At 69.5% G+C, this 25,621-nt stretch carries 23 protein-coding genes; 10 read left to right on the top strand and 13 right to left on the bottom strand.

The annotated features are described in order from the left end of the window. Window positions 1–118: 118 nt before the first annotated feature. From OEY_RS0119240 to dnaA, 5 genes are all read right to left on the bottom strand, one after another. Window positions 119–1,009 (bottom strand): metal-dependent hydrolase, encoded by an 891-nt coding sequence (locus OEY_RS0119240; protein ID WP_010595444.1) that lies wholly within the window; start codon window positions 1,007–1,009, stop codon window positions 119–121. Window positions 1,010–1,097: 88 nt separating this feature from the next. Beyond that, window positions 1,098–1,646 carry a DUF721 family protein gene (locus OEY_RS0119235; protein WP_010595443.1) on the bottom strand — a complete coding sequence of 183 codons (549 nt, stop codon included), beginning with the start codon at window positions 1,644–1,646 and terminating at the stop codon, window positions 1,098–1,100. Then, window positions 1,643–2,896, bottom strand: coding sequence for a DNA replication/repair protein RecF (gene recF / locus OEY_RS0119230; protein ID WP_010595442.1), 1,254 nt, complete (start codon window positions 2,894–2,896; stop codon window positions 1,643–1,645). Before recF ends, OEY_RS0119235 begins: the two co-directional genes overlap by 4 nt. Before the next feature lie 25 nt (window positions 2,897–2,921). Beyond that, complete coding sequence (gene dnaN, locus OEY_RS0119225; RefSeq protein WP_010595441.1) at window positions 2,922–4,106, bottom strand: DNA polymerase III subunit beta; 1,185 nt, start codon at window positions 4,104–4,106, stop codon at window positions 2,922–2,924. A gap of 536 nt (window positions 4,107–4,642) precedes the next feature. Beyond that, window positions 4,643–6,289, bottom strand: a complete 1,647-nt coding sequence (gene dnaA, locus OEY_RS0119220; protein WP_010595440.1) for a chromosomal replication initiator protein DnaA — start codon at window positions 6,287–6,289, stop codon at window positions 4,643–4,645. A gap of 604 nt (window positions 6,290–6,893) precedes the next feature. On the opposite strand from dnaA, the gene rpmH reads away from it, so the two are divergent. From rpmH to OEY_RS0119175, 9 genes are all read left to right on the top strand, one after another. Continuing rightward, a complete protein-coding gene (rpmH, locus tag OEY_RS0119215; protein WP_006934459.1) occupies window positions 6,894–7,037 on the top strand; it encodes a 50S ribosomal protein L34 in 144 nt (47 codons plus the stop codon). Between the two features lie 21 nt (window positions 7,038–7,058). Further along, window positions 7,059–7,436 (top strand): ribonuclease P protein component, encoded by a 378-nt coding sequence (rnpA, locus tag OEY_RS28710; protein WP_026137831.1) that lies wholly within the window; start codon window positions 7,059–7,061, stop codon window positions 7,434–7,436. Next, complete coding sequence (yidD, locus tag OEY_RS0119205) at window positions 7,433–7,714, top strand: membrane protein insertion efficiency factor YidD (RefSeq protein ID WP_010595438.1); 282 nt, start codon at window positions 7,433–7,435, stop codon at window positions 7,712–7,714. Before rnpA ends, yidD begins: the two co-directional genes overlap by 4 nt. A gap of 70 nt (window positions 7,715–7,784) precedes the next feature. Continuing rightward, entirely contained in the window at window positions 7,785–8,891 is a 1,107-nt protein-coding gene (gene yidC, locus OEY_RS0119200; protein ID WP_010595437.1) for a membrane protein insertase YidC, read from the top strand. Window positions 8,892–8,912: 21 nt separating this feature from the next. Then, complete coding sequence (locus tag OEY_RS0119195) at window positions 8,913–9,458, top strand: Jag family protein (protein WP_010595436.1); 546 nt, start codon at window positions 8,913–8,915, stop codon at window positions 9,456–9,458. A 101-nt stretch (window positions 9,459–9,559) separates the two neighbouring features. Beyond that, window positions 9,560–10,240, top strand: a complete 681-nt coding sequence (gene rsmG / locus OEY_RS0119190; RefSeq protein WP_048771175.1) for a 16S rRNA (guanine(527)-N(7))-methyltransferase RsmG — start codon at window positions 9,560–9,562, stop codon at window positions 10,238–10,240. An 838-nt stretch (window positions 10,241–11,078) separates the two neighbouring features. Beyond that, window positions 11,079–12,083: a ParA family protein gene (locus OEY_RS0119185; RefSeq protein WP_010595434.1), complete on the top strand. Its 1,005-nt coding sequence runs from the start codon at window positions 11,079–11,081 to the stop codon at window positions 12,081–12,083. Further along, the gene (locus OEY_RS0119180) at window positions 12,080–13,153 is read left to right on the top strand and encodes a ParB/RepB/Spo0J family partition protein (protein ID WP_010595433.1); all 1,074 of its coding nucleotides are present in this window, start codon (window positions 12,080–12,082) and stop codon (window positions 13,151–13,153) included. Before OEY_RS0119185 ends, OEY_RS0119180 begins: the two co-directional genes overlap by 4 nt. Before the next feature lie 57 nt (window positions 13,154–13,210). Further along, a complete protein-coding gene (locus tag OEY_RS0119175; RefSeq protein WP_026137832.1) occupies window positions 13,211–13,900 on the top strand; it encodes a hypothetical protein in 690 nt (229 codons plus the stop codon). A gap of 9 nt (window positions 13,901–13,909) precedes the next feature. On the opposite strand, the gene OEY_RS0119170 is transcribed toward OEY_RS0119175, so the two are convergent. The 4 genes from OEY_RS0119170 to OEY_RS0119155 all read right to left on the bottom strand — a co-directional run bounded on the left by OEY_RS0119170 (window position 13,910) and on the right by OEY_RS0119155 (window position 18,341). Further along, window positions 13,910–15,094 carry an N-acetylmuramoyl-L-alanine amidase gene (locus OEY_RS0119170; RefSeq protein WP_010595431.1) on the bottom strand — a complete coding sequence of 395 codons (1,185 nt, stop codon included), beginning with the start codon at window positions 15,092–15,094 and terminating at the stop codon, window positions 13,910–13,912. A 128-nt stretch (window positions 15,095–15,222) separates the two neighbouring features. Continuing rightward, window positions 15,223–15,552, bottom strand: coding sequence for a thioredoxin (gene trxA / locus OEY_RS0119165; protein WP_003936658.1), 330 nt, complete (start codon window positions 15,550–15,552; stop codon window positions 15,223–15,225). Window positions 15,553–15,583: 31 nt separating this feature from the next. Next, window positions 15,584–16,552 carry a thioredoxin-disulfide reductase gene (gene trxB, locus OEY_RS0119160; protein WP_010595430.1) on the bottom strand — a complete coding sequence of 323 codons (969 nt, stop codon included), beginning with the start codon at window positions 16,550–16,552 and terminating at the stop codon, window positions 15,584–15,586. Window positions 16,553–17,141: 589 nt separating this feature from the next. Continuing rightward, window positions 17,142–18,341, bottom strand: coding sequence for an NADH:flavin oxidoreductase (locus tag OEY_RS0119155; protein ID WP_010595429.1), 1,200 nt, complete (start codon window positions 18,339–18,341; stop codon window positions 17,142–17,144). Between the two features lie 81 nt (window positions 18,342–18,422). Here OEY_RS0119155 and OEY_RS0119150 point away from each other — a divergent pair, with 81 nt between their 5' ends. After that, entirely contained in the window at window positions 18,423–18,992 is a 570-nt protein-coding gene (locus OEY_RS0119150) for a TetR/AcrR family transcriptional regulator (RefSeq protein ID WP_010595428.1), read from the top strand. Between the two features lie 12 nt (window positions 18,993–19,004). Here OEY_RS0119150 and OEY_RS0119145 read toward each other — a convergent pair whose 3' ends face one another. The 4 genes from OEY_RS0119145 to OEY_RS0119130 form a co-directional block, all read right to left on the bottom strand. Continuing rightward, the gene (locus OEY_RS0119145) at window positions 19,005–19,703 is read right to left on the bottom strand and encodes a hypothetical protein (protein WP_010595427.1); all 699 of its coding nucleotides are present in this window, start codon (window positions 19,701–19,703) and stop codon (window positions 19,005–19,007) included. Between the two features lie 51 nt (window positions 19,704–19,754). Beyond that, window positions 19,755–20,300 carry an RNA polymerase sigma factor SigM gene (gene sigM, locus OEY_RS0119140; protein WP_010595426.1) on the bottom strand — a complete coding sequence of 182 codons (546 nt, stop codon included), beginning with the start codon at window positions 20,298–20,300 and terminating at the stop codon, window positions 19,755–19,757. Between the two features lie 83 nt (window positions 20,301–20,383). Continuing rightward, on the bottom strand, window positions 20,384–24,208 hold the full coding sequence (murJ, locus tag OEY_RS0119135; RefSeq protein ID WP_010595425.1) for a murein biosynthesis integral membrane protein MurJ: 3,825 nt from the start codon (window positions 24,206–24,208) through the stop codon (window positions 20,384–20,386). Further along, a partial coding sequence (locus OEY_RS0119130; RefSeq protein ID WP_029540114.1) for a DUF6049 family protein occupies window positions 24,205–25,621 on the bottom strand: 1,417 nt, incomplete at its 5' end. The genes murJ and OEY_RS0119130, both read right to left, overlap by 4 nt.

The following is a 25,621-nucleotide window of genomic DNA, read 5'->3' as shown; positions in this document are numbered from 1 at the left end:
AGCGTCGTGACGAGGCTGAGGTATCTGTCCACGACGGATCCGAGCACGCCCATCGCCCGGTCGGGGCGGTTCCGGCCCCGCAGGTCCGACGGGCGACCGTGCCGCGACAGCAGTCCGGTCATCGGGCCGCCGCCCGGGCCGCGGGCGAGGACGCCAGGTAGCGGACCGCCTGGGCGGTCGAACCCTCCTGGCTGGGGTGGTACGAGCGGCGGAAGTACCGCGACATGCGCCGGCCGAGGTCCACGGGCCCGGGCAGCGTACCGCGTCGACTGGCCGCGGACCAGTCCGAAAGATGAGGTGCGCGAGCATGTCCGGGCGCACCCGCCAGTGCGGGGTCGTGAGCCATCAGGAAGCGGGCACCGCGGATCCACAGCCACACGAGGACCGGGGTGACGATGAGCTGCGTGCGGATCCGGCGCGCCTCCCCGGGATCGAAGTAGCGCATCACGTCGTAGGCGACGCTGCGATGCTCGACCTCCTCGGCACCGTGCCAGCGCAACAGGTCGAGCATGGTCGGATCGGTGCCCGCCGCGTCGAGACCCTTCGCGTTGAGGACCCAGTCACCCAGGAACGCGGTGACGTGTTCGACGGCGGCAATGAGGGCGAGCCGTTCGACGAGGTAGTTCTCCGCCCGCAGTCCCGTGAGCGGCCGCCGGCCGAGCAGCCGTCCGAACAACCACCGCATCTGGTCCGTGAACGGGGTGGGGTCGAGACCCTTCGCCTCGAGTTGCTCGAGTACTCCCTGGTGGGCGTTGGAGTGCACCGATTCCTGACCGATGAATCCCACGACGTCGTCGCGCAGTTGTTCGTCCCGGATGAGCGGCAGCGCCTCCTTGAACGTCTCGACGAACCACTCCTCCCCCGCCGGCAGCAGCAGGTGCAGGACGTTGAGCACGTGGGTGCTGAACGGATCGCCCGGCACCCAGTGCATGGGCAGGGCGCTCCAGTCGAACTCGACGTCGCGGGCCTGGAGCAGCACCCGGTCCGGTTCGGTGAGCGATGGGGACATGGACGTACCTCCCGATGCGGAGTGTGGGACAGCGCACAACCGGCACGTTTCAACGTAACATCGGGTTACAGATAAATCCAGGGCGGGTTCAGCCGTACGTGTCCCGCGGGCCGCGGCCGCGGACGTGCCGCTCCCCCTTGCGCCAGCTCGGCGCCGTCGGCCCCGTGATCCGCAGTTCCTCGACCACCCCGTGCCCGACCGCGGCGGCGATCTTCGCGAGGATCTGCGCCTGCATCATGCGCAGCTGGGTCGCCCATGCGGTCGACTCAGCCGAGACGTGCAGCACCTTGTCGCGCAGCGTCGTCGGCGTCGCGTGCGAGGCGATGTCGTCGCCGACCACGCGCGCCCAACTCCCGAGCACGGTGCCCTCCGACACGCGTCCCGTCCATCCCCGCTGCTTGGCGATCGCATTGGTCAGCGCGCCCAGCGGCTGCGGATCCCGCTCGTCGGGTCCCGGACCGGACCAGCCGCGGCGGCGGCGCCGCGGTCGCAGCGCCCCGCGCGAGGCGCGTCCCTGCCCCACCGACTTGCCGCTCGCCTGCGCTGCCGCCCGGGCCTCCTCCAGTGCGCGACGGGCCAGGTCGATCCCGCGCAACGGCGGTTGAGACGGCTGTTCGTCCGGGTTCTCGATGCTCATCGCAATGCTCCGTCCACGGTTCCGTCCAGATCCGGCGGTGCGGGATCGCCGCCGTCGAGCGGGGTCAGCACCGAGAGCCGGCCCCGGTCGGTGTCCTCGGCCCGCACCCCGAACCGGACCGCGGCCAGCTCCGCCGGCACGTCCTCCGGCACCGCGGCGGTGACGAGGACCTGCTCGGCCGAGGCCGCGACGGCGGCGAGCGCGGTGCGGCGCCGCCGATCCAGCTCGGCGAACACGTCGTCGAGCATGAGGACCGGGTCCGTGCCGTCGGCCCGCAGGAGCGAGAACGCGCCCAGGCGCAGCGCCAGCGCAAACGACCAGGACTCCCCGTGGCTGGCGAAGCCCTTGGCCGGCTGGTCACCCAGAATCAGGTCCAGCTCGTCGCGGTGGGGCCCCACCAGGCACACGCCCCGCTCGATCTCCTTCGTCCGCGCCTGCGCCAGCCGGGTCAGGAACGCGTCCTCGATCACGTCCCGGTCGTCGGATCGCGGCGTGCGGCCCGGGTCGGCGAACTCCGGCGGCAACGCCTCGCCCACCGCGCTGCGGTAACGGAGCATCGCCGGCCGCGACTCGGGGGCGATCGACCGGTATGCCTCGGCGACGTGGGGGGCGAGTTCGTGCAACAGGGCGATGCGCGCCGCGAGCAGCTCGGAACCGTGCGTCGCGAGATGACCGTCCCACACGCCGAGCGTCGCCAGTGCGTTGGACCCATCGCCGGACCGGCTGCCGCGGCGCAGCGCACCTCCGGCCGTCTTGAGCAACGCCGACCGCTGTCGCAGCACCTTGTCGTAGTCGGCACGCACGCCGCTCATCCGCGGGATGCGGGTGGCGAGGAGCTCGTCGAGGAACCGGCGCCGGTCCCCCGGATCACCCCGCACCAGGGACAGGTCCTCCGGCGCGAACAACACCGTCCGCACAATGCCGAGAATCTCCCGCGGGCGCCGCGTCGGCGACTGGTTGATCCGGCCGCGGTTGGGCCGGCCCTCGTTGATCTCGACGTCGATGCCCAGTTCCCGGCCGCCGTTGACGACGACGGCGCTCACCACGGCCCGCGACGTCCCGGTCCGCAGCAGCGGGGCATCACCCGAGACCCGGTGCGAGGTCAGCGTCGACAGATAGCCGAGCGCCTCGAGCAGGTTGGTCTTGCCGTGTCCGTTACGGCCGAGGAACACCGTCGGTCCGGGCGCAAGATCGAGCGAAACGGCTTCCCAGGAACGGAAATCGCGTAACGAGAGGGTGCGAACGTACACAGGCCGACCGTTTCCTCCCTCCGGGTCAGCCCGGCAGGCGCACCGGCATCAGCAGGTAGGTGTAGTCGCTGTCCGGGGCGGCGAACGTGCCGGAGGCGTCGGGCTCGGGCGCCTCGTCGAGCGCCGGTCGCAGCACGGCGGGACGGCTCGGCGTGGTGAAGCCGAACGACACCTTCTCGCTGTGCAGCGAGCCGAGGCCGTCGAGCAGGTACCCGGGGTTGAACGCGATGATCAGCGGCTCGCCCTGGAACTCCGCCGCGAGCGACTCCTCCGCGCGGCCGGCGTCGTCGCCCCCGGCCGACAACAGCAGGCCGCCCTCGGTGAATTCGAGGCGCACCTGCGCCCCGCGTTCGGCGACGAGCGCGACGCGCTTGATCGCGTCCACGAGCGGCGCGATCTCGACGGTGGCCATCGCGGTGTGCTCGGTGGGCAGCAGCTGGCGGAACTTAGGGAACTCGGCGTCGAGGAGGCGGGTGGTGGTGCGCCGGCCGTCCGCGACGATACCGAGCAGGCCCTCGGCGCCGACCGACGAGCCGGCCCCCAGCGCGAGCTGGACGGGCGAGTTGGAGGATCCGCCAACGGTTTTCGCCGACTCGGAGAGCGTCTTGGCCGGGACGAGCACGGCGGCGCTCGCCGCCTCGACGGTGGGCATCCACTCGATCTTGCGGACCGCGAGACGGAACCGGTCGGTGGCCGCGAGCACCATGTGGGTGCCGTCGATCTCGACCCGGATGCCGGTCAGCATCGGCAGGGTGTCGTCCTTGCCGGCCGCGACGGCGACCTGGCTGATCGCCTCGGCGAACATCTCGACGGGCAGCGAACCGGTCTGCTGCGGCAACTCGGGCAGCTGCGGGTAGTCCTCGACCGGCATCGTCGGCAGGGAGAACTTCGCGCTGCCGCAGTTGATGAGCACTCGCGTTCCGTCGAGCACCACGTCGACGGGCTTGTTGGGCAGTGCACGGGTGATGTCGGCGAGCAGGCGGCCCGAGACGAGCACCTGCCCGGACGTGATCACCTCCGCGGAGACGTGGACCTGTGCGGAGACCTCGTAGTCGAATCCGGAGACGGTCAGTCCCTGCTCGTCCGCGCCGAGGAGGACGCCACCGAGCACCGGCACCGGCGGTCGCGACGGAAGACTGCGCGCAACCCACGCGACGGAGTCGGCAAAGTCCTCGCGAGCGACACGAAACTTCATGCTTCCAAGCTCCATCGCCCCGCGGATCCTTTCGCTGTTCCTGGCTGTCGATCGATTCAACGAAGTCTGGCACAAGGCCCCGACACCGACGTCGGCAGCGGGGACGTCGCTCCACGGTATGCGCTCGTCGATCAGTTGGAAAGCCGGAGGCTCGAGGGGGACAGGGCTCTCGAGACCCTGTGCACTCGAGTCCTCCACAGCCCTGTTTTGAAAGAGAAGTCTTCGAGAAAAAACACAGAAGTAGTAATAGGGGTTGTGGAATCTGTGGACGGACGACCGTCTACGCTGGTCGGGCGGGCTTCTCGAGACCCGGACTCTCGAGGATGAACTCGAGGAATTCTCGAGGACGGATGTGGACAGCTCGAGAGTGTTCAACATCGGTACACCGTCCGTCCACAAAGATCCCACGTTGTACACACCGTTGTCCACAGGTGTGAGTCACCGTCGAATCGTCTCGAGAATCACGCCCGCAGCCGCCCGCCGGCCGGGTTCCGGGCACGAAGAAGGGCCCGGACACGATCGTCCGGGCCCTGTGTGCCGAGTCGGCGAGCTCAGCGCTTGGAGCGTTGCTTGATGCGTGCGGTCAGCTCCTGGACCTGGTCGTAGACCTTCCGTCGCTCGGTCATCTCCTTGCGAATCTTCTTGTCCGCGTACATGACCGTCGTGTGGTCCCGGCCGAAGGTCTGCCCGATCTTGGGCAGGGACAGGTCGGTGAGCTCGCGGCACAGATACATCGCGATCTGCCGGGCCTGGGCCAGCGGTCGGGCCTTGCCGGGCCCGCACAGGTCGTCGATCGAGGTACCGAAGTACTCGGCTGTCACCGCCATGATGGTGGCGGAGTTGATCTCGAGAGCCGTCGAGTCCGGGATGAGGTCGCGGAGCACCACCTCGGCCAGGGTCAGGTCCAGCGGCTGCCGATTGAGCGACGCGAAGGCCGTGACCCGGATCAACGCCCCCTCGAGTTCCCGGATGTTGCGCTCGATCCTGCTGGCGATCAACTCGAGGACGTCGTGGGGTACGTCCAGCCGGTCCATGCGCGCCTTCTTGCTGAGGATCGCGATGCGGGTCTCGAGTTCGGGCGGCTGGACGTCGGTGATCAGGCCCCACTCGAACCGGGTCCGCAGGCGTTCCTCGAGCGTCGCGAGCTGCTTCGGCGGACGGTCGGACGACACCACGATCTGCTTGTTCGCGTTGTGCAGGGTGTTGAAGGTGTGGAAGAACTCCTCCTGGATACCTTCCTTGCCCTCGATGAACTGGATGTCGTCGACGAGGAGGATGTCCGTCTCGCGGTACCTGCGCTTGAACGCCACCTTGCGGTCGTCGCGCAGGCTGTTGATGAAGTCGTTCGTGAACTCTTCGGTGGAGACGTACTTGACCCGCATCCCCGGGAACAGGCGTTGCGCATAGTGGCCGGCGGCATGCAGCAGGTGCGTCTTGCCCAGGCCGGAGGCGCCCCAGATGAACAGCGGGTTGTACGCGCGGGCGGGAGCCTCGGCGATCGCCACCGCGGCCGCATGGGCGAACCGGTTGGACGCTCCGATCACGAACGTGTCGAACGTGTACTTAGCGTTGAGGCTGCTGCTGCCGGTCGGGGACGCGGTGGCCGGGGGCGGCGGCTGCGTGAAGTAGGACGGCCACGACTCCCGGACCGCGGTCATCGCCTCCCGGTCGTCGTCGACCTCCTCGAGTTCCCCGGTGTCGACCTCGAGCATGCCGTGGTCGAGAGAGGAGGGGCGGCGCCGCCGGAAGGGGTGCCCCATGTCGTGGCGCTCGGACTCGCGCGGGCGGGACTCGAGTGGGCCGGCGACGATGGGCCGCGTGTCGAACGAGTGCGGCTCGGGCGAGCGGGGGTCCGGCGGCAGACCCTCGAGGGGCAGCGTGTCCCGCGGCACGGCGTACGGGTCCTCGGCGGGGTCGTCGACGGTCGCGGACGGCTCGATGCGGACGCCGAGTCCTTCGACGCGATGCCCGAGGGTGCGGTGGAGCGCACGGAGGATCGGCTCGCGCAGATCCCGCTCGATGGCCTCCTGCGCGAACGAGGACGGAACCGACAGCAGTGCGAATCCCTGTGCCAGCGTGATCGGCTTGACCAGGGCGAGCCACGCCTTCTGGCCCTTGCTGAGGCCCTCACCGTCGGCGGTCAGCTCCGCGACGACGTCCGGCCACACGTCGGCCAGCGCGTTCGGCTCGTCGTTCACGTCGCGTCCTCCCCAGTTCTCTCGATCCGAATTCCACACGATTATCCACAGATGTGGACAACCACAGGGTGGCGCCCTGTGGATGAGGCTGGGAGTTGTGGAGGCCGAGGCGGACGGGTGAGCAGGTGCGACAACCGGCTCGGATCCGAAGTGCCCAGTGTGACATGTCTCGAGACGCCCGGCGCGCGTGGCCCGGGCTAGCGACTGCGGGCGCGGGTTCCCGCCCGGCCCGGCGGCCGGGCGCAACGCCGGTGCCCGCGGAGCAGTCGGCCCTGATCACCGCGGTGGTGGGCGACGAGGAACTGCCCCGGCGAAACCATGAACGGGAGCGTACCGGAGCATGAACGGGGTCACGCGACTTCGTGTTGCGAACGTGACGCGGGGGAAAATGGCATGCGGCGTGTCGTCTTGCGTGTGTCGCGGCGCCGCGGTTTGATTTCGTGCTTGCCGCCGAGTAGCCTCGAACAGTCACTCATACAGCAGTGACGGATCCGTGCTGCCACGCAGTGTTCTCTTTTCGCGTACGGCACGTGTTCATGCGATTTTCGTACACGTTGGACCGAGGACGCCGACCGGCGTCACAGAACTTCGAGGAGTGTTGACCGTGGCCAAGGGCAAGCGGACGTTCCAGCCGAACAACCGACGCCGCGCGCGCGTTCACGGCTTCCGTCTCCGGATGCGGACCCGTGCGGGCCGCGCGATCGTGTCGGCGCGCCGGCGCAAGGGCCGCACTTCGCTCACCGCCTGATCCCGATTCCGGGAGCTCGGGGTGCTACCTGAGCCGTATCGCCTGCGGCGCCGCGCGGACTTCTCCGAGACAGTCCGTCGCGGCCGCCGGCAGGGACGGCGAGACCTGGTCGTGCACGCGATCGAGCGGGAGCAGGCCGAGCTGGTGGTGAGTTTCGGCGGTCCACGGTTCGGATTCGTCGTGAGCAAGGCTGTCGGGCCGGCGGTGATTCGACATCGAGTCGCACGCCGGCTTCGTCATATCTGTGCGACGCTCGTCGACGAGGTTCCCGTCGGCGCAGACGTCGTCGTGCGGGCTCTGCCCGGTGCCGCCTCGGCGTCCTCACGGGAACTCGACCGGCAGGTTCGCTCCGGTCTCGCCCGCCTGGGCCTGGTCGCGACGGCGCGGCGGCCGGAATGAACGCGGGCGAGGTGCTGCGGTCGGTGCGCTCCGCGCCGGCGCGGATGTTGATCTTCTGCATCGAGCTCTATCGCACGTACGTGTCCCCGACGCGCATGCCGACCTGCCGTTTCACCCCCACCTGCAGCGAGTATGCCGTCGAGGCGTTGCGTACCCGTGGGTTCGTGGTGGGCGCCGTATTGACGGTCGTCCGCCTGCTCAAGTGCGCACCCTGGCACCCTGGGGGCTGGGATCCGGTGCCCGAGCGGCGGCATCGATCGGTCGACCGGGATCCCTGACCGGCACTGAAGACTTCGGACCGACGCCGCTGGGTGGCGACCTTGGACGACCTGAGGAGTACATAGAGCCGTGCTCGACTTCATCTACTATCCCGTGTCCTGGATCCTCTGGGTCTGGCACAACGCTTTCACGGCACTGCCCGGACTGGAGCCCGACGACGGCGCGACGTGGGCGCTGTCCGTGGTCTTCCTCGTCTTCACGCTGCGCGCGATCCTGTACAAACCGTTCGTCAAGCAGGTCCGGACGACGCGGCAGATGCAGGAACTGCAACCGCAGATCAAGGCGCTGCAGAAGAAGTACTCCAACGACCGGCAGCGGCAGGCCGTCGAGCTCCAGAAACTGCAGAAGGAACACGGCTTCAACCCGCTGATGGGTTGCCTCCCGGTCTTGCTGCAGGCGCCGGTGTTCATCGGTCTGTTCCACGTGCTGCGCTCGTTCAACCGCACCGGTGAAGGCTTCGGTCAGCTCGGGCTGTCGCCGGAGGAGAACGCGCAACTCGGCAACTATGCGTTCAGCCCGGAGGACGTGCAGTCGTTCCTCAGTGCGCGCCTGTTCGGTGCACCGATCTCGGCGTGGATCACCCAGCCCGAGGCATCACTGGTGGCATTCGAGCCCTTCGGCGGGATCCCCTCCCGGCTCGACATCGCGCTCGTCGCGATCCCGCTGATGATCGTGGCGGGCATCGCAACGCACTTCAACTCCCGTGCCTCCGTCGCCCGGCAGAGCGCGCAGGCCGCGGCCAATCCGCAGGCCGCGATCATGAACAAGCTGGCGCTGTACGTGTTCCCGCTCGGCGTCATCGTCGGCGGTCCGTTCCTGCCGATCGCCATCCTGCTGTACTGGGTGAGCAACAACATCTGGACCTACGCGCAGCAGCACATCGTCTTCCGCAAGATCGACCAGGAAGAAGAGGCCAAGAAGCAGGCCGCGATCGCACGCCGCAGCGACAACGCTCCCAAGCCCGGTGCCCGTCCCGATCGGACGACGAAGAAGAAGACTGCCTCCACCGGTGTCGAGGACGCTGCGGGTGCCCCGGAGGTCTCCCTGGAGAAGACGGCCACGGACGACGCGTCCGGCGGTGCCACGCCGTCCGCCCCGCCGTCCGGATCTCCCAAGAACGCGGCCGGATCGAAACGCCCCGGCGGCTCGAAGAACTCCAAGCGCAAGCGGCGCTGACCGAAGAAGAGAGAGCGAATCATGGCCAGTGACCTGGACAAGGCACAGGAGGATGCCGACGTGACCACCGAGACGCCGGATCTCGACGCGGATTCCGACTCCGAGGACGATCTGCTGGTCGAGGAGGGCGAGATCGCCGGTGACTACCTCGAGCAGCTGCTCGACGTGCTGGACTTCGACGGCGACATCGACCTCGACGTGGAGGGCGATCGCGCGGTGGTGAGCATCGACGGCGGTAAGGACCTGTCCAAGCTCGTCGGTCGCGAGGGCGAGGTGCTCGACGCCCTGCAGGAGCTCACCCGCCTCGCCGTGCAGCAGGTCACCGGTGAACGCAGCAAGCTGATGCTCGACATCGCGGGATGGCGGGCCGGCAAGCGGGCCGAACTCAGCGCGCTCGGCACGGCCGCCGCGAAGCGTGTCCTCGAGACCGGGGAGCGCGAGGAACTGACTCCGATGACGCCCTTCGAGCGCAAGATCGTGCACGACGCGGTGGCCAGGATCGACGGTGTCTCCAGCGAGAGCGAGGGCGCCGAGCCGCAGCGTCGGGTCGTCGTCCTCAAGGACTGACGGACAGCAGTCCGACCGGACAGCAGTAAGGAGGGAGGGATCTCGGCGCGCGACGTCGGGATCCCTCCCTTCTCTCGAGGCGAGGTTGTCGCCGGGAGAGGATGTTTCACGTGGAACAGGACGAGGGACGCATCCGCGAGATCGCCGTTCGCGTCTTCGGTGAGCGGCTCGGTCTCGCGGAGCAGTATCGGGATTCGCTCGCGACCGACGGTGTGGAGCGTGGACTCATCGGGCCGCGCGAGGTCCCCCGACTGTGGGATCGTCACCTGCTCAACTGCGCCGTACTCGGTGAATTGATCGACGAGGGCGAACGTGTCGTCGACGTGGGTAGCGGTGCCGGTCTCCCGGGCATCCCCCTGGCTATCGCCCGTCCCGATCTGCACGTGATCCTCGTCGAGCCGTTGCTGCGCCGGTCGGTGTATCTGGCGGAGTTCGTCGAAGCGCACGGCCTGACCAATGTGCTTGTCATTCGCGGTCGTGCCGAGCAACCCGGCGTCGTGAAAGAGGCCGGAGGGTCCGACGTCGTCACCTCCCGAGCCGTGGCTCCCCTGGCGAAACTCGCCAAGTGGTCGCTGCCGCTCGTGCGCGAGGGTGGGCGGATGCTGGCGCTCAAGGGTTCCAGCGCGGCGGAGGAGATCGCGCGCGACCGCGACGAACTGGCTCGTCTCGGCGCCGGCAACCTCGAGGTCCTCGAGTGCGGCGTGGGGCTGCTCGAGACACCCACCCTCGTGGTGAAAGCCGAGCGGATGCCGCGGCCGACTCGGCGGCGCAAGAAGCACTGATCCGGTTTCACGTGAAACCGACCCGCACTCTCGAGTGCGGCGCCCTCTCGAGGATCGCACTCGAGGAGATGAGCGACTCGAGGCACTCGAGGCGGACAGGGTGTCGGGCAGTGCGCCCCCGTCGTCCCCGGCGGCCGCCATACCCGGATGCCGGGCCGCCCGCGGCTCGAGACCTGCGGTGTCCCTCTCCTATCGCGTCCCTCTCCTGTCGCGTCCCTCTCCTGTCGCGTCCTTTCTCTGTCGCGTCACGGTCCTGTCGCGTCGTCACCGGCCGATCCCCGCCGAAATCCGCTCCGGTGTGCCCGGTCCTGCCCGCAACTACCGCGGGCTGGCCTCTCCTGCAGCACGAGTCACCGAAGTTGTTGTCCTCCTTGACTTTTAGGGTCGACGGCACGGCAGCGCCAGGACGGCGAATCCTCTTCGGCACACACCCTTCCCTATACCCTCGGCCAAATCGTCACTGTGACAGTAGCTCCCCCTTCACATCGAGGCGGTCGCGAGTGCGACGCGTTGTTTCACGTGAAACCTGCACTTTTCGGTTTCACGTGAAACGGTGGGTTTCCCGTGAAACGAGATTCGTCGGCGACGTCGTCGCACTCCCGCGGAAGGCGGATGGGATACTGAATCGAAACGAGGAAAGGGAGTGGGCCGGGAACGGTCGCCAACCCTCGCCGGCGCACTCCACCTTCCGAGTTCGGGCATCAGTCACTGCGCCTCGGCTCACTCCACCCCCCGTGGGACCGAAACGGTGACCGGCCGCGGTGGTCGAGCGCGGATCACCGGCGTGGTGTCGCGAGGGGGATGTACCGTGCGGGTGTCGACAACAAAGGAGCGGTCAATGTCGGGTGGATCTGAATCCGCTGTTTCACGTGAAACCGAGACGCAGAGGACGACGGCAGCCGCGTCCGGGTCCGCCGAGGACGAGTTCTCTCCGATTCCGTACGAGGGACTCTCGCCGCTGGATACGCCGATCGGCGCCGCTGCGCACCGGGCCAGCCAGGTGCTGCACCCGAGTTCCGTGAACGCCCTCCCCAAACCGGCGCACCGTCGAGTGATCACGATCGCGAACCAGAAGGGCGGGGTCGGCAAGACCACGTCCACCGTGAACCTCGCCTCCGCCCTCGCCGTCCAGGGGCTGACCGTCCTCGTCGTCGATCTCGATCCCCAGGGCAACGCCAGCACCGCGCTCGGAGTGCCACACCACTCCGGCATCCCGTCGAGCTACGAGGTGCTCCTCGGGGAGGTCAAGGCGGCCGAAGCCGTCCAGCAGAGCCCGCACAGCGAGCGCCTGTTCTGCATCCCGGCCACGATCGATCTTGCGGGCGCCGAGATCGAACTCGTCTCGATGGTGGCGCGCGAGAACCGTCTGAAGAACGCTCTCTCCGCAACTGCGCTGGGCGACCAGGACTTCGACTACATCATCATCGACTGCCCGCCGTCGCTGGGTCTTCTCACCGTCAATGCGCTCGTCGCGGCGAAGGAGGTGCTCATTCCCATCCAGTGCGAGTACTACGCGCTCGAGGGCGTCGGCCAGTTGCTGCGGAACATCGAACTGGTCCAGTCGCACCTCAATCCCGAACTGCACGTCTCCACCGTGCTGCTCACCATGTACGACGGCCGCACGAAGCTCGCCGATCAGGTGGCGGAGGAGGTGCGCGCCCACTTCGGCAGCGCGGTGCTGCGCTCCGTCATCCCCCGAAGCGTGCGGGTCTCGGAAGCTCCCGGGTACGGGATGACCGTCCTCGACTACGATCCAGGTTCGCGCGGCGCGATGAGCTACCTCGACGCGGGGCGTGAACTGGCGGCACGTGGGTACCGGAACGAGAAGCAGGGGAACGAATGAGCGCGACACGCAAGGGCGGGTTGGGCCGGGGTCTGGCGTCGCTGATTCCGACCGGCCCGGCGGCCGCCCCCGGTCTCGGCAACGCTGCGGCGGACGTGATCATCGGCGACAACCGCAAGACCGCGGCCGCGGAGACCGCGTCGAAGAAGGCTGCTGCCACCGCACCGGCGAGGTCCGGGAGCAGCCGGACCGAGGGCGCGAAAGCCGTGGGCGACGGCGGTCCGGCGCCCACCGACGCTCCCCTCCCCTCCCCCGCCGGCGCGGTCTACCTCGAGATCGACACGGACAAGATCGAGCCGAACCCGCGACAGCCCCGCCAGGTCTTCGACGAGGAGGCGCTCGCCGAGCTCGTCCACTCCATCCGCGAGTTCGGGCTCATGCAGCCCATCGTCGTGCGCAGGATCGACGGCGAGCGATACCAGCTCGTCATGGGTGAGCGCCGGTGGCGTGCCGGTCAGGAGGCCGGCCTCGCCACCATCCCGGCGATCGTCCGTGAGACCGACGACCAGTCCCTCCTGCGCGACGCGCTGCTCGAGAACATCCACCGCGTCCAGCTCAATCCGCTGGAGGAAGCCGCGGCCTACCAACAGCTGCTCGAGGAGTTCGGGGTCACCCACGAGGAACTCGCGGCTCGCATCGGACGATCGCGTCCCGTGGTGACCAACATGATCCGGTTGCTCAAGCTGCCGATCCCCGTCCAGCGGCGGGTGGCGGCGGGTGTGCTGTCCGCGGGGCATGCCCGCGCCCTGCTGTCCCTCGAAGCCGGGTCCGACGCGCAGGAGGTTCTCGCGGCGCGCATCGTCGCCGAGGGCCTCTCCGTCCGCGCCACCGAGGAAGCGGTCATGCTGGCGAATCGCGGCGACGGGAAGGACCCCGCACCGCAGCAGCGTCGCAAACCCATCCAGATGCCCGGCCTGCAGGACGTCGCGGAGCGCCTGTCCAATTCCTTCGACACCCGTGTCACGGTCAGCCTCGGCAAGCGCAAGGGCAAGATCGTCGTGGAGTTCGGTTCGGTCGACGATCTGGAGCGGATCGTGGCGATGATGGAAACTCAGGCCGACCCCTCTTGACGCCTCGGCACGTCAGGACGACAGTCGAGGATACGGACATGGAGGCTGAGTAACCCAGTGTCGACTCGAGTCACAACACTCACCCTGGGCGGACTGGACCAGCTGTCGGCACACGCCCGACGCTGTGTGTTCTGGGAGATGGATCCCGCGGCGGTACGCGACGCGGGCGGATTCTACGATCCGGAGTTCGAGAAGGAAGCGTGGCTGTCGATGGTCATGCTCCAGTGGGGTTCCTGCGCCCAGGTCGCCACGCTCGACGACAAGCCCGCCGGCAGCGCGTTCTATGCCCCACCGAACATGGTGCCGCGCGCCCACCTGTTCCCGACCTCCCCGGTGAGCGCCGATGCGATCCTGCTGACCACCGTCCGGATCGAGCCGCTCGCGGAGGACAGCGACCTCGGCGCGGGACTGATCCGCGCCGTGATCTCCGACCTGGTCCGCCGCAACGTGCGCGCGATCGAGGCCTTCGGGTACCGGTCCGCCGGCGAGGAGGAGAGCGATGTCCCCGGCGCAACGGCGGCCCGGGACTGCTCCCCCGCCGAATGCATGATCGAGGCCGGATTCCTCGAGGACATGGGGTTCGAGGTTGTCGCCCCCCATCACCGCTTCCCCAGGCTGCGACTCGAACTCGATCGCGATCACGAGTGGAAGATCGGCGTGGAAGCGGCCCTGGACCGGCTGCTCGAGGAGGCCGCACTCACCGTCGCGGGCATCTCGGACCGCACGCCCGTCGGGGCGGCCCGCTGAGCGAACCGCTCAGCGGGTCTCGGTGATCGACAGTTCCTCGGCGAGCAGTTCGGCGAAGGTGTACGTGCCGGTGGGCTGATCGTCCTGCCCCAGGAGGTAGAGGCGCTTCACGGAGATGAGAATGGCCTCGGCGATGATGTCCCGCGAACGGGGGTTGGCCAGGACCGAGGCATCCTGCGCGTTCGTGAGATATCCGAGATCGAGCTGCACGGTGGGCATGTTCGTCAGGCGCAGCAGATCCCACGTGCGGCCGTGGCTGCGGCAGTCCCGCAGGGCCGTGCGTGCCGTCACTTCGCGTTGGATGAATCCGGTGAGCACCTGGCCGATCATCGACTCGGAGCCGTGCGCGTTGCCGTAGTGGAAGCTTGCGATGCCGCTCGCGGCCGGGTTGGGGCTGCTGTCGCAGCGGAGGGAGATCATCAGATCGGCGCCGAACGCGTTGGAGGTTCCGGCTCGCTCGATGTTCGACGGATTCGCGTGGTACGGCCGGGAGAGGAAGGTCTCCATTCCCGTCGCGGCCATGCGGCCCTCGAGGCGTCGAGCGAGGTCCCACAGGATGTCGGCCTCGGAGATGTCGCCGTGTGGGCTGCGCACGATGATTCCGTGGTCGCGCCCGCCGAGGCCGGGGTCGATGACGATGCGTTTGCCGCTCAGATGCGGACCGGACCGGCGGACGATCTCCTCTTCGCTGATGGCGTGCGGAGACCCACCGGTGACGCGGGTGCCGAGCAGCTCCAGCGAGCGGAGGGTCTCCGGGCCGCAGATACCGTCGGGCGCGAGACCGATCTCCCGCTGGAAGGAACTCAGCGCCTCGTGGGTGCGCGGTCCGAAGTAGCCGTCGACCCGGTCCACGTAGAACCCGAGGTCCTGCAGGCGCCGCTGCAGGGTTGCGACGTCGTCGCCGTAGAGCGGGGCGGAGAGCTGATAGATGAGGGTGCGGGCGCCGAGCCGGTACGAGGCTTCCTTCAGCGACCGGTACGTGGCGGGACCGACGATGCCGTCGACGAGCAGACCACGCTGCTGCTGGAACGCACGCACCGCGCTGTCGAGGTCACGGTCGAACACCGCATCGGAGCCCACCCAGCTGTCGCCGGCGGCGACGTCGGACTCGCCGTGCAGAAACCCGAGGCCGGTGAGGGTGCTCCGGATTTCGGCGACGGCAGGGCCATGGTCGCCGTAGCGCAGTCGGTGCATGTCTCGGCCCTTTCCGTGCTGCTGACCTGCTGTGCCCGGTGTTCCACCAGACCATCGTTCGATTGTCGCAGATACGCCCGGACCACGAATAATCCGGGCGCATCCGTGTCGACGTGGAAAACGGTGATTCAGAGTACGTCGGCGAGGTCGCGGAGGAGGGCCGCCTTGCCCTTCGCACCGACGATGGTCTTCACCGGCTTGCCGCCGGAGAACAGGATCATCGTCGGGATCGACATGACCTTGTAGTCGCGCGCCGCAGCGGGGTTGGCGTCGATGTCGAGCTTGGCGATCTTGAGCTTGTCGGAGTGCTCCCCGGCGATCTCCTCGAGAACGGGAGCCACCATCTTGCACGGGCCGCACCAGGTGGCCCAGAAATCGACCAGTACCGGCTTGTCGGACTGCAGGACGTCCTCGACGAACGAGGCGTCGGAGATGGTGACGGTGTTCTTGTCGGCCACGATTGCTCCTACTCGATGAAGGGGGAAGGGATCAGTATCCGGCGTTGACGGTGATCGGGTGGTGGTCCGGCAGTTCGGCGAGCCAGCGCTCGGCGTCGAGCGAGGCGGAGCAGCCGGTGCCGGCGGCGGTGATCGCCTGGCGGTAGATGTGGTCGACGAGGTCGCCGGCGGCGAACACACCGGGCAGGTTGGTGGCGGTGGTCGGCTGCTGCACCTTCACGTAGCCGGCGTCGTCGACGTCGACCTGTCCGCGGACGAGTTCGCTGCGGGGATCGTGGCCGATCGCGACGAACATGCCGGTCACCGGGAGAGTGCTGCGTTCGCCGGTGACGGTGTCCTCCAGGACCAGACCGGTGACGGAGGTATCGCCGAGCACCTCGACCGGCTTGGCGTTGGTGACGATGCGGATCTTCTCGTTCGCGCGGGCGCGGTCGAGCATGATCTTGGAGGCGCGGAACTCCTCACGACGGTGGACGAGGGTGACGCTGCGGGCGAAGCGGGTCAGGAAGGTCGCTTCCTCCATGGCGGAGTCGCCACCGCCGACGACGGCGATGTCCTGGTCGCGGAAGAAGAAGCCGTCGCAGGTGGCGCAGGCGGACACACCGCGTCCGAGGAGCTGTTCCTCGCCGGGGATGCCGAGGTAGCGGGCGGCGGCGCCCATCGCGAGGATGACGGCGCGGGCCTGGTAGGTCTGTCCGTTGGCGACGACCTTCTTGACGTCGCCGGTCAGGTCGAGTTCGTCGACGTCCTCGGAGCGGATGTCGGCGCCGAAACGCAGGGCCTGCTCACGCATCTGATCCATCAGGTCCGGCCCCATGATGCCCTCGCGGAAGCCGGGAAAGTTCTCGACTTCGGTGGTGGTCATCAGGGCGCCGCCGAACTGGGTTCCTTCGAACAGCAACGGCTTCAGTTCGGCACGGGCGGCGTAGATCCCGGCGGTGTATCCGGCCGGGCCCGAACCGACGATGACAAGGTCGTGGATCGTGGAATCAGTGGTCATGCGAGCCTTCCGGTGTCTGCTGGTGCTTCTGCTGGTACTTCTGCCTGCTGGTACTTCGATGACGGACGAGCCTGAAGGCCCGTGACCGGGACGTCAGTGGTCCACAACATGGGTCAACACCAGGGTAAGGGGTGTTGTTCCTCGCGTGCCGTGCGTCACGCCACAGTCAGGCGTATTCTGCCCCGCTGCCGGTGGAGTGGTGGCGGGAGCCCTGGCACACAGAGGTCGAATCGTCACGTTGACGATATGGACGCTGTCAGCTCTTGCCGTCTCGTCCCGGGCATCGGGTCCTCTCCCCTCCCCCACGCGCGACCCGATGCCCGGCATGTCGACGACCGCCGATCATGTCTCCCGGGAGTCCGGGCGCTCGTACCGTCCGAGCACGGGCCGGGTCTGCACGGGATCGGGTGTGCACGGGCCGGGTGAGTGGGGTGGCGCCACGAGGTACGCGGTCGGCGCCCGGCGGGTGCCGCACCGGCGGCGCGACCCGCTGCGCACGCGGCGCATCGGGTTCGATTCCGGAAGCGCGAATCTCGTGCGCGAACGCCGGGTCCCGGATCGTCGGCCCCGCATCGCCGTTCAGCGTCCGTCAGGCGCGGTGCTCCACGTCGCGCAGGGCTTCGCGCACGACACACCGGGTGCCGGTGTAGATGGTCGGCATGCACTTGTTGCAGTGGATGCACAGCCCCTCGCGCACGTGTTCGTCCCGGAACTTGTTGACGAGAGACGGGTCCCGCAACAGCGCCCGCCCCATCGCGACGAAATCGAATCCCTCGTCGAGCGCGTTCTCGATGGTGTCGATCCGGTTGATGCCGCCGAGGAGGATGAGCGGCATGCTCAGTTCCGACCGGAACTGCCGCGCCATCGGGAGGAAGAACGCCTCCTCGAACGGGTAGACGGGGAAGAGCCTCGGTCCGTAGAACCGCAGCCCCAGTCCGACGAGCCTGGGCTGGGACGCGACGAACTCGGCCATCGGGACGTCGCCGCGGAAGAAGTACATGCCGTTGAGCAGCGAGCTGCCGCCCGTGAGTTCCATTGCGTCGATGTGACCGTCGGATTCGATCAGCCGCGCCATCGGCAGGCTCTCGTGGAGCCACAGTCCCTTCGGGACGCCGTCCGTCATGTTGAACTTGACGATGACGGCAACCGAGTCACCGGCTGCCTTTCGGACGGCCTCGAGAACGCGCCGGGGCAGCGCGGTTCGCTTCTCGAGACTGCCGCCGTAGCGGTCGCTGCGCTTGTTGAGATTCGGGCTGAGGAACGAGCTGAGCAGATAGTTGTGTCCCAGATGCACCTCGAGCGCGTCGAATCCGGCCTCGACGGCGTAGCGGGTCGCGTTCTCGTAGTCGGCGACGACCTGGTCGAGTTGCTCGAGACTCGCGCCCCGCACCAGGCCCATCGCGGGGGCGCTGATGCGGGTGGACGGGGCGAGGGTCTTCGTTCCGTTGGAGATCTGGTTGGCGACGAGGCCGGCGTGACCGATCTGCGCCGAGGCGAGCGCGCCCTCGGCGTGCACGGCGTCGGTGAGTCGCCGCAGGCCGGGGACGGTGTCGCGGTCGAGGACGACGGTGTTGCGATGCACGCGTCCGCCGGGGGCGACGGCGCAGTACGCGACGGTGGTCAGGGCGGTGCCACCGCGAGCGACCTCGGCATGGAACTCGACGAGTTCGTCGGTGACGTGGCCGCCGGGCATGACGCCTTCGAATGTCGCGGCCTTGAGGATGCGGTTGCGCAGGGTGAGCGGTCCGAGCCGGGCGGGCTCGAACACGGCAGGTCGCGACGAGGTCATGCCCCTACTTTCGATGCCAGTGGTTCTGTAACGTGTTGCAACTATAGTGCCGCGGCGTGCCGTGCGCCACAATCACCGGTGATGACCACATCCGACCGCTCCCCCACGCCCGCCGGCCGCCCCCGCGATCCGCGCATCGACACCGAGGTCCTCGCCGTGACCCGTGCGATGCTGCTCGAGGTCGGCTGGGAGCGCCTGAGCCTGCGCGGGATCGCGGCCCGCGCCGGGGTGAGCCGGGCGGCGCTGGCCCGGCGGTGGCCGTCCAAGGCGCACCTCGTGCTCGACTCGATTCTCGGCTCCGCGCCGGACCTGGCACCGATCCAGGGGACGGACCGTCGGGGCTGGATCGAGTGGGTGGTCCAGGGCAGTGCGGACCTGTTCGCCCGCCCCGACGTCCGCGCTGCCCTGCCCGGGCTCGTCGCGGCGCTCCGTGATCACGAGGATCTGCGGAACACGCTGTGGCGCAACTTCAGCGGCCCGAGCGCGGCCCTGTTCTCCGACGGCTCCGCCCGCGCCGACCTCGACGCGCGCGCCGTGCTCGTCCTTGCCGCGGGCGCGGCGATGTTCGCGAGTGTCGTTGCGGCCGAAGATGATACGTCGTCCCTGCGGACACGGATCCTCGACCTGCTGCTGCCCGCCGCCGACGAGTGAACTCGTTGCGTCTCAGCCGATCCCGTGGACAGCCAGGGTGGCCGGATCGGAGGCGCCACACCCGGTACCCACCACCAGCGCCGTCAACCGAGGCGACGCGGGATCGCCCAGGACCAGTGCCACCGCCTCCCGGCCGTCGAACCGGATCGTGCGCGATCCCAGTAGTAGTCGTGACTCGTCGATCCCGTTGGCGTCGAGGCATTCTCGGAGGGCTTCCCGGTCCGACAGAGGACCGGTGTCCGACGAGCCGATCATCGCGCGCCACGTCGCCGGATCCAGTACGTCGGTGTCGGGCGCGACGGTGTCGGGAGCGACGAGGGCAGGCGCAGCTGTCGATGCCGGAATCTCCGGACGGTCCGCGCCGCGGGCGACGACGGCGAATCCGATCGCCACCGCGGCCGCGGCCGCGGTCCCGATGCCGGCCGCAGCGAGCCGTCGGCGGCGACGCGCGGCGGCGTCGGCGGTCAGCGCCGTATCGATCCGGGCCGCGACGTCCGGCGGGATCGACGGCCCCCCGCCGTCTTCGGCTTCACCGAGAGCCCGCAGACGGCGGCCGACGGAGTCGAGCGCGGCGATCACCGTCATGGCGTCCGGATCCCGCCGTACCGCCGGCCACAACCGGGCGGCGACATCGTCGTCCAGAACACCGGCGTGCAGGTCGGCGAGCAGGTCGGCAGAATACGGCGGCTGCGGCAGCTCGTCCTCGGTCATCCGCTGTCCTCTCCGCCTCGGGTGCCCTCACCAGGATAAGACGGTCACCGCTCACGATCGGTTCCCCGTCTCCCGCAGGTCGCCGAGAAGCACCGCGAGCCGACGACGCCCCCGCGCGCACCGGCTCTTGACGGTGCCCTCGGGGACGCCGAGCCGTCGGGCCGCCTCGCTCACCGGCCGGCCTTCCACGTCGACCGCGACGATTGCGGCGCGCTGCTCCGGTGGCAGGGTGCACAGCGCCGCCTCGATGTCCAGCGCAATTTCCCGCTCCGCGATGCGATTTCGTTCGTCGCGGATGTCGGTGTGGTCGTCGTACAGCGGAACGGTCGGTCGTGCCCTGTTGCGCCGGATGCGGTCCAGGCACGCGTTCACCACGATGGTGTGCAACCAGCTGCGCACCGCCGCGTTGTTCCGGAACTTCCCCGCCGTGCGATGCGCCGACAGCAGCGCCTCCTGCAGTGCGTCCGCTGCATCCTCCGGCGAGTAGCTGGTGCGGCGCGCCACCTGCCACAGATGGTCGTAGTGCCGTTCGAGCAGGTGCGCGAACGCACGTCGGTCCCCCGCCACGTGCGCCGCCAGCAACTCGGCGTCGGACATGGCAATTCCTGCGATCCCCCCCAAAATTCGCACGCGCGGATGGTAGCCGATCGAGGTGGGCTACCGGGGGGTGCGAGTGCCGGCTACTCGGCGGCGGTGAACGTCACCTCGGCGATCGAGCTCTTGTTGCCGCCACCGGACGTGCTCAGGCCCGTGATCCACACCAGCACGTCGGAGGTGCGTCCCTCGGACTCGACCGGGATCTCCGTGACGCCGGAACGCAGTGTCGCCGAACCGATCACCTGGGTCTGGTCCAGGGACGCCTGGTCCGACGGCGCGCTGCGGATCTCGACCTTCGTACCCGGGCTGTCCGATGTCACCGACACCGACGAGAGCGCCGCCGGCTCGGCGAGCGCCACCATCAGGCCCACTCCGTTCTTCAACGCGGGAAACGGCTGGAAGTAGGCATCGGTGCTCCACTCCGTCGAGGGATCGCCGTCGATCGCCAACCGCGCCGTCGCCGGCGAGTCCGGAGTGCCCTGGGGGGAGAACACCGACACCGCCGACGCCGCCACCGGGCCCGCGGCCGCGGCCGGCGCCGGCGCCTGGGCCACCGGTTCCGACGGGGCCTCGGTGGTCGGGGTGAGTCCGAAGTCCTGACTCGTGAGCGGCTCGTCGGAGCTGCCCCCCGCGAGCAGGTTCGCGATCCACCAGCCGATCAGGGCGAGCAGCACCACGGTGGTGATGCCGAGCCCGACGAGCGCGAACAGCATCCGCTCCGACCGCTTCTTCTCCTCCGCGAGGGCCTCGGGGTCCGCGAGCGCGTGGTTGGTGGCGCCGGGACTGCGCTGCCCGAGCCGCAGCGCCGGGATCATGTCGGTCTTCTGGTCCACGACCGAGGCCTGGCCGAGGATGTGCTGCACGGTGGCCGCCGTCCGGATGCCGCCGTCGGCCGCGAGCGCGCGCACTGCGACCGCGGAGATCTCGAACGGCACCTCCGGCCGCAGCGCGCGGGGTTCGACCGGGGTGCCCTCGGCGGTCAGGTCCGCGGGGCGCATGCCGCCGATCGTGCCGCCGGTCTGGGCCGGGGGCTGCTGCCCGGGCGCGGCCTGCTCGGGCAGCGGCCAGCGCGCGGTGATCAGGCCGTACAGGCCGGCGCCGAGGCCCCGGACGTCGGAGGTGACGTCCGCGTCGGCGAAGGTGGCGGGGAAGGCCAGCACCGCGTCGCCGGCGACACTGATGCGGATCCGGTCGGGGTGGTCGATCGAGAGGGCGCCACCGCCGCGGTGCGCAGCCTCGGCCGCGGCCGCGAGGGCCTGCACCGCGCGTGCCGCACCGAGCGGGGACGGCTCGGTGCCGGACATCTCGCGCAGCGAGCGACCGGGTGTCCACTCGGCGACGACGATGCCGCCCGAACTGCCGCGGACCACGTCGAGTACCCGGGCGAGCCCCGGTGAGTTGATCCGTCCCAGGCGCAGCGTGCGCGAAAGGATCGCCTGCGGACCGTCGGGACCGGTGACGTCCCCGGCGCGCTGCTCGGCGTCGACGAACGTCAGCGCCACCTCACGGTCGAGCTTGACGTCCTGCGCCTGCCAGAAGCGCAGACCGCGCGCGCCGCCGTGCGGGGCGAGCAGACGGTAGCGACCGCCGGCGACCGACGCGCCGGGGATCAGCTTCGGCCCGCGCATCGGGGTGCGCGGAGCGGACCCGGGCACCCGCAGGGGCGGCAGCTGGGGCGAGCCGACGGGGACGACGCCGGTGTCGACGTGAGGATCGCGCTGCGGCCGGCCGGCGCCGGACCGGCCGTCGGCCGCACCGTCGGCGGACTTGCGGGACGAGGGGGAACGATCGGGCGTGCCGGCCTGCGGGGACCGCGTGCCGTCGGCGTCCGTGGACACCGAACCGGGATCGGTCGATGCGGACTCATCGACCGTGGACTTACCGGTAGCGTGATCGTCGCTCACCCTCACTCCTTCTTGTTCGACTCGCCCGCCCCGGAGGTAGCCGGGAGGCCGTCCGGCATCCGCGAACCGGCGCGATCCGTCCCGGGCGGTCCGAACCTGCCGTCGACCAGGGTACGGGAGTTGCCCGTGTGCATCGATGTGGCTCGGCAGGTTCCGGAGCGCGGGAAGCACCTCGGTGACCGCGTCGTAGGGGGCCACCCCGTAGTCGCCGTAGTCCAGTCGTGGCAACACGATGGTCTTCTCCGCCTCGGACTCCCGGGCCGCCTCGAGTTCGGCGATCTCGTCGGCATCGGCCTCGGCGATCTCCGGTTCGACCGGCGTGCGACCGCGCAGCGCATCGACCTTGCGCCGGACCGCCGCGGTGATCGCCAGGATCTCGGGCACCTTCAGCAGCCACATGACCGTGAGAGTCACCAGCAGCATCAGCGCGCCGGTGATCGCGACGCGCACCATCGAGCCGACGCCGCCGAACCGGTCGCTGAGCGCACCGAGCCGCAGCAGCCGATCGGCGATCAGCATCACCACGGCGCCCGCGGCCGACGCGGTCACCACGTGCCACAGGGTCCGGCCCACGTTCGCCATCCGCAGATCGCCGAGGGCGCGGTGCAGCAGGAATCCGCCGATGCCCGCCCCGACCGTGAACGCCAGGCCGGTCGCCACGCCCAGCAGCAGCACCACCTGGTCGTCGTTGCGGGCGACGACGGGCGCGAGGGCGGACAGGGCGACCTTCACGGCGGTGATGCCGAGGATGATCCACGTGGGGGTCCACGCCTGCTCGCGCGCGTAGAACACGCGCAGATGGATGAGGACGAGGGCGTACGGGATCAGGGTGAACGCCGACCAGCTGACGGCCTGGCCGAGCCGTTCGGCGTTGCCCTCGCCGAAGCTGCCGTAGCCGTACAGGGCCGTGCCGATCTGCGGGCCGGCGACGGTGAAGAACACGACGATCGGGATCAGCGCGATCATCGTCAGCCGGGTCGCGACCGACAGGTCGTCCACCACGGCGGGGGTGTCCTCCGCGGCGGCGTTGCGGCTCAGCCGCGGCATGATCGCCGTGAGCACCGTGACGCCGAGGACGCCGTACGGCAGCTGCAGCAGCAACCACGCGTTGTTGTAGATCGCCGGACCGGCCGCGTCGGCACTCGACGAGACGTGGGTCGCGAACACCATGCCCGCCTGGCTGATGAGCACGTACAGCACGATGGCTGCGCCCATGCCGCCGAACTGGCGCAACCGGTCGTCGAGCCCCCACAGCGGTTTGAGGCTGATCCCCTCGCGGCGCAGCGCCGGCACCAGGGACATCGCCTGGGTCACCACACCGAGGGTGACGCCGCAGCCGAGCAGGAGCAGGTGCGGGTCGCTCATCCGCACCGGGTCGAGGGTGATCTCCCCGGGCAGCAGGAAGTACAGGACGAGAACCGTGATGACGACGACGTTGTTGAGCACCGGCGCCCACGCGCCCGGCTTGAACACCTGCCGGGTGTTCAGGATGGCGGTGAGCAGCGCCGACAGGCCGTAGAACAGGATCGCCGGCAGCAGCAGATACGTCAGCGCCGTGGTCAGCGTCGTCGACACCTTGCCCGTGTCGTCGAGGAAGAACCGGGTGACGAGGACCGGCGCGGCGGCGGTGGCCAGCAGGGCGGCGAGCCCGAGCACGGTGACGGAGACGGTGAACAGGCGCCGGACGAAGGCCGCACCGCCGTCCGGGTCCTCGCGTTCCGCGCGGACCAGCACCGGCACGACGATCGAGGTGAGGACGGCGCCGAGCACCAGCTCGGAGATCATGTTCGGGATCTGGGCGGCGACCGTGTAGGAGCTGGCGACGGCGGCACCGAGCAGGGTCAGCAGCAGCACCTGCTTGACGAAGCCGGTGATCCGGCTGATCAGGGTGGCGAAGGCGATCGAGCCGGTCGCGGCGAGGAGGCCGGGGTTCTTACGCGGGGCCGGCTCCGCCGCCGCGGGGGCGGGCGGGGCGACGTCCTCACGGGTCGGATTCCCGGTCATTGCTTCTCGTACCCTTCGTCGGCTGGATCGGGCTCGCCGCGGAAGCGGTGCAGGAGACGACGGCCCGCCAGGAACAGCAGCAGCGCCCCCGCACAGCCGGTGACGATCGCGAGAACCTGGCCGTACGCGTTGGACCGTACCGTCACGTTCGTCGGGGTGCCGAGCGGCAGCCCGGACTCCGTGGTCAGGGCGAACTCGACACCGATCTTCCGCGAATCGCTGATCTGCGCGGGCACCGTGAGGGTGCGGCTGCCCCGCGGCGGCAGCTGTGTGGGCCCGATGTCGGTGATCTTCATCGCCGACGGGGCGTCCACGTGCAGCCGCACGGTGATGCCCACCGGCAGATCGTTGCGCGCGACCAACAGTAGGGGACTCTGCTCCGAGGTCAGCGTGTAGACGCCACCGGGTGAGAGCACGGTCACCCCCGCGAACATCCCGTCGACGGCGTCGCGGACCTCGTCGCCGCGCCGCACCGCGTCGCGTGCTGCGGCGCCGGGGTCGGGTCCGCGCCGGCCCGCCAGACTCATCGCGCGCAGCAGATCCTCGCGCAACGGCGCGGTGAACTGCTGCGGCGTGAGCTGTGCCTGGGGATCCTCGACGAGCGCCTCCTCGAACGCATCCAGGCGGGGCGCCTGCTCGCGGGCCGTGTCCATCACCTCGGCCGAGGCGCCGTCGACGATGGCCTGCTCCGGGTAGGGCAGCGCGACAGTGGGCGTGTCCCCGGGGACCGGTGTGAACAGGGTGTCGAACGGACGCGCGGTGGCCAGGCCCGAGCGGATCAGCGTGCCGACCATCGACAGGACCGCGGCGGCGTCGTCGCCGGATGCGCTCCACGACTGCGGCGGCGCGAACAGCACGGAGTCCGGGGCCGCGGGTGCGCCGGTGGACACGGTCCGGGTGACGTCGTCCCGGGTGCGCAGCGCGGACCAGCTCAGGGCGCCCAGCGCGTCCTGCAGACGGGCGTCCGGGGAATCCTCGGTGAGGTCGTAGCGGGCGTCCTCGTCGGTGAACGACGGCGTCTGCGGTGCGTCACCGAGCGCCGCGAGCGCGGTCGCGGCGGCGCTGTCGAACAGGACCGTGGACAGGCCGTCCACGCCCCGCACGGGCGCGGGACCCGTGCCCGCGGCCGCGTCCGCGGCGTCGACCGCGGTGTCGGCGAGCAGAGCCGTCACCGGACTGTCGGCGGCGAGCAACGCCCCCGCCTTCTCGGTCAGGACCCCGGCATCGGGCCAGACCACGTCGTCGCGGGTCGTGGTGATCCCGAGGATCGTGTTCACGATCCCGGTGGGGGCGGCGAGGGCGGGCCCGGCGAGCGAGGCGTCGTCGAGTTCGGCGAGGGCGGCGGTGTCGACCTGGGCGAAGGGCACCGCGACCGTGCACATCGAGCCGGCGACGGCTCGCAACCGTTCCAGC

The organism is Rhodococcus sp. P14 (assembly GCF_000256505.1).
Lineage (GTDB): Bacteria > Actinomycetota > Actinomycetes > Mycobacteriales > Mycobacteriaceae > Rhodococcus > Rhodococcus ruber.
This window is presented reverse-complemented; position numbering and strand designations above follow the sequence as displayed.

What these genes read in the sequence shown, in the direction of transcription:
- OEY_RS0119240 (WP_010595444.1), bottom strand. Translation starts at nt 1,009, where the DNA reads ATGTCCCCATCGCTCACCGAACCGGACCGGGTGCTGCTCCAGGCCCGC.
- OEY_RS0119235 (WP_010595443.1), bottom strand. Translation starts at nt 1,646, where the DNA reads ATGAGCATCGAGAACCCGGACGAACAGCCGTCTCAACCGCCGTTGCGC.
- dnaN (WP_010595441.1), bottom strand. Translation starts at nt 4,106, where the DNA reads ATGGAGCTTGGAAGCATGAAGTTTCGTGTCGCTCGCGAGGACTTTGCC.
- yidD (WP_010595438.1), top strand. Translation starts at nt 7,433, where the DNA reads ATGAACGCGGGCGAGGTGCTGCGGTCGGTGCGCTCCGCGCCGGCGCGG.
- OEY_RS0119195 (WP_010595436.1), top strand. Translation starts at nt 8,913, where the DNA reads ATGGCCAGTGACCTGGACAAGGCACAGGAGGATGCCGACGTGACCACC.
- rsmG (WP_048771175.1), top strand. Translation starts at nt 9,560, where the DNA reads ATGTTTCACGTGGAACAGGACGAGGGACGCATCCGCGAGATCGCCGTT.
- OEY_RS0119185 (WP_010595434.1), top strand. Translation starts at nt 11,079, where the DNA reads ATGTCGGGTGGATCTGAATCCGCTGTTTCACGTGAAACCGAGACGCAG.
- OEY_RS0119180 (WP_010595433.1), top strand. Translation starts at nt 12,080, where the DNA reads ATGAGCGCGACACGCAAGGGCGGGTTGGGCCGGGGTCTGGCGTCGCTG.
- OEY_RS0119170 (WP_010595431.1), bottom strand. Translation starts at nt 15,094, where the DNA reads ATGCACCGACTGCGCTACGGCGACCATGGCCCTGCCGTCGCCGAAATC.
- trxB (WP_010595430.1), bottom strand. Translation starts at nt 16,552, where the DNA reads ATGACCACTGATTCCACGATCCACGACCTTGTCATCGTCGGTTCGGGC.
- OEY_RS0119155 (WP_010595429.1), bottom strand. Translation starts at nt 18,341, where the DNA reads ATGACCTCGTCGCGACCTGCCGTGTTCGAGCCCGCCCGGCTCGGACCG.
- OEY_RS0119150 (WP_010595428.1), top strand. Translation starts at nt 18,423, where the DNA reads ATGACCACATCCGACCGCTCCCCCACGCCCGCCGGCCGCCCCCGCGAT.
- OEY_RS0119145 (WP_010595427.1), bottom strand. Translation starts at nt 19,703, where the DNA reads ATGACCGAGGACGAGCTGCCGCAGCCGCCGTATTCTGCCGACCTGCTC.
- sigM (WP_010595426.1), bottom strand. Translation starts at nt 20,300, where the DNA reads ATGTCCGACGCCGAGTTGCTGGCGGCGCACGTGGCGGGGGACCGACGT.
- murJ (WP_010595425.1), bottom strand. Translation starts at nt 24,208, where the DNA reads ATGACCGGGAATCCGACCCGTGAGGACGTCGCCCCGCCCGCCCCCGCG.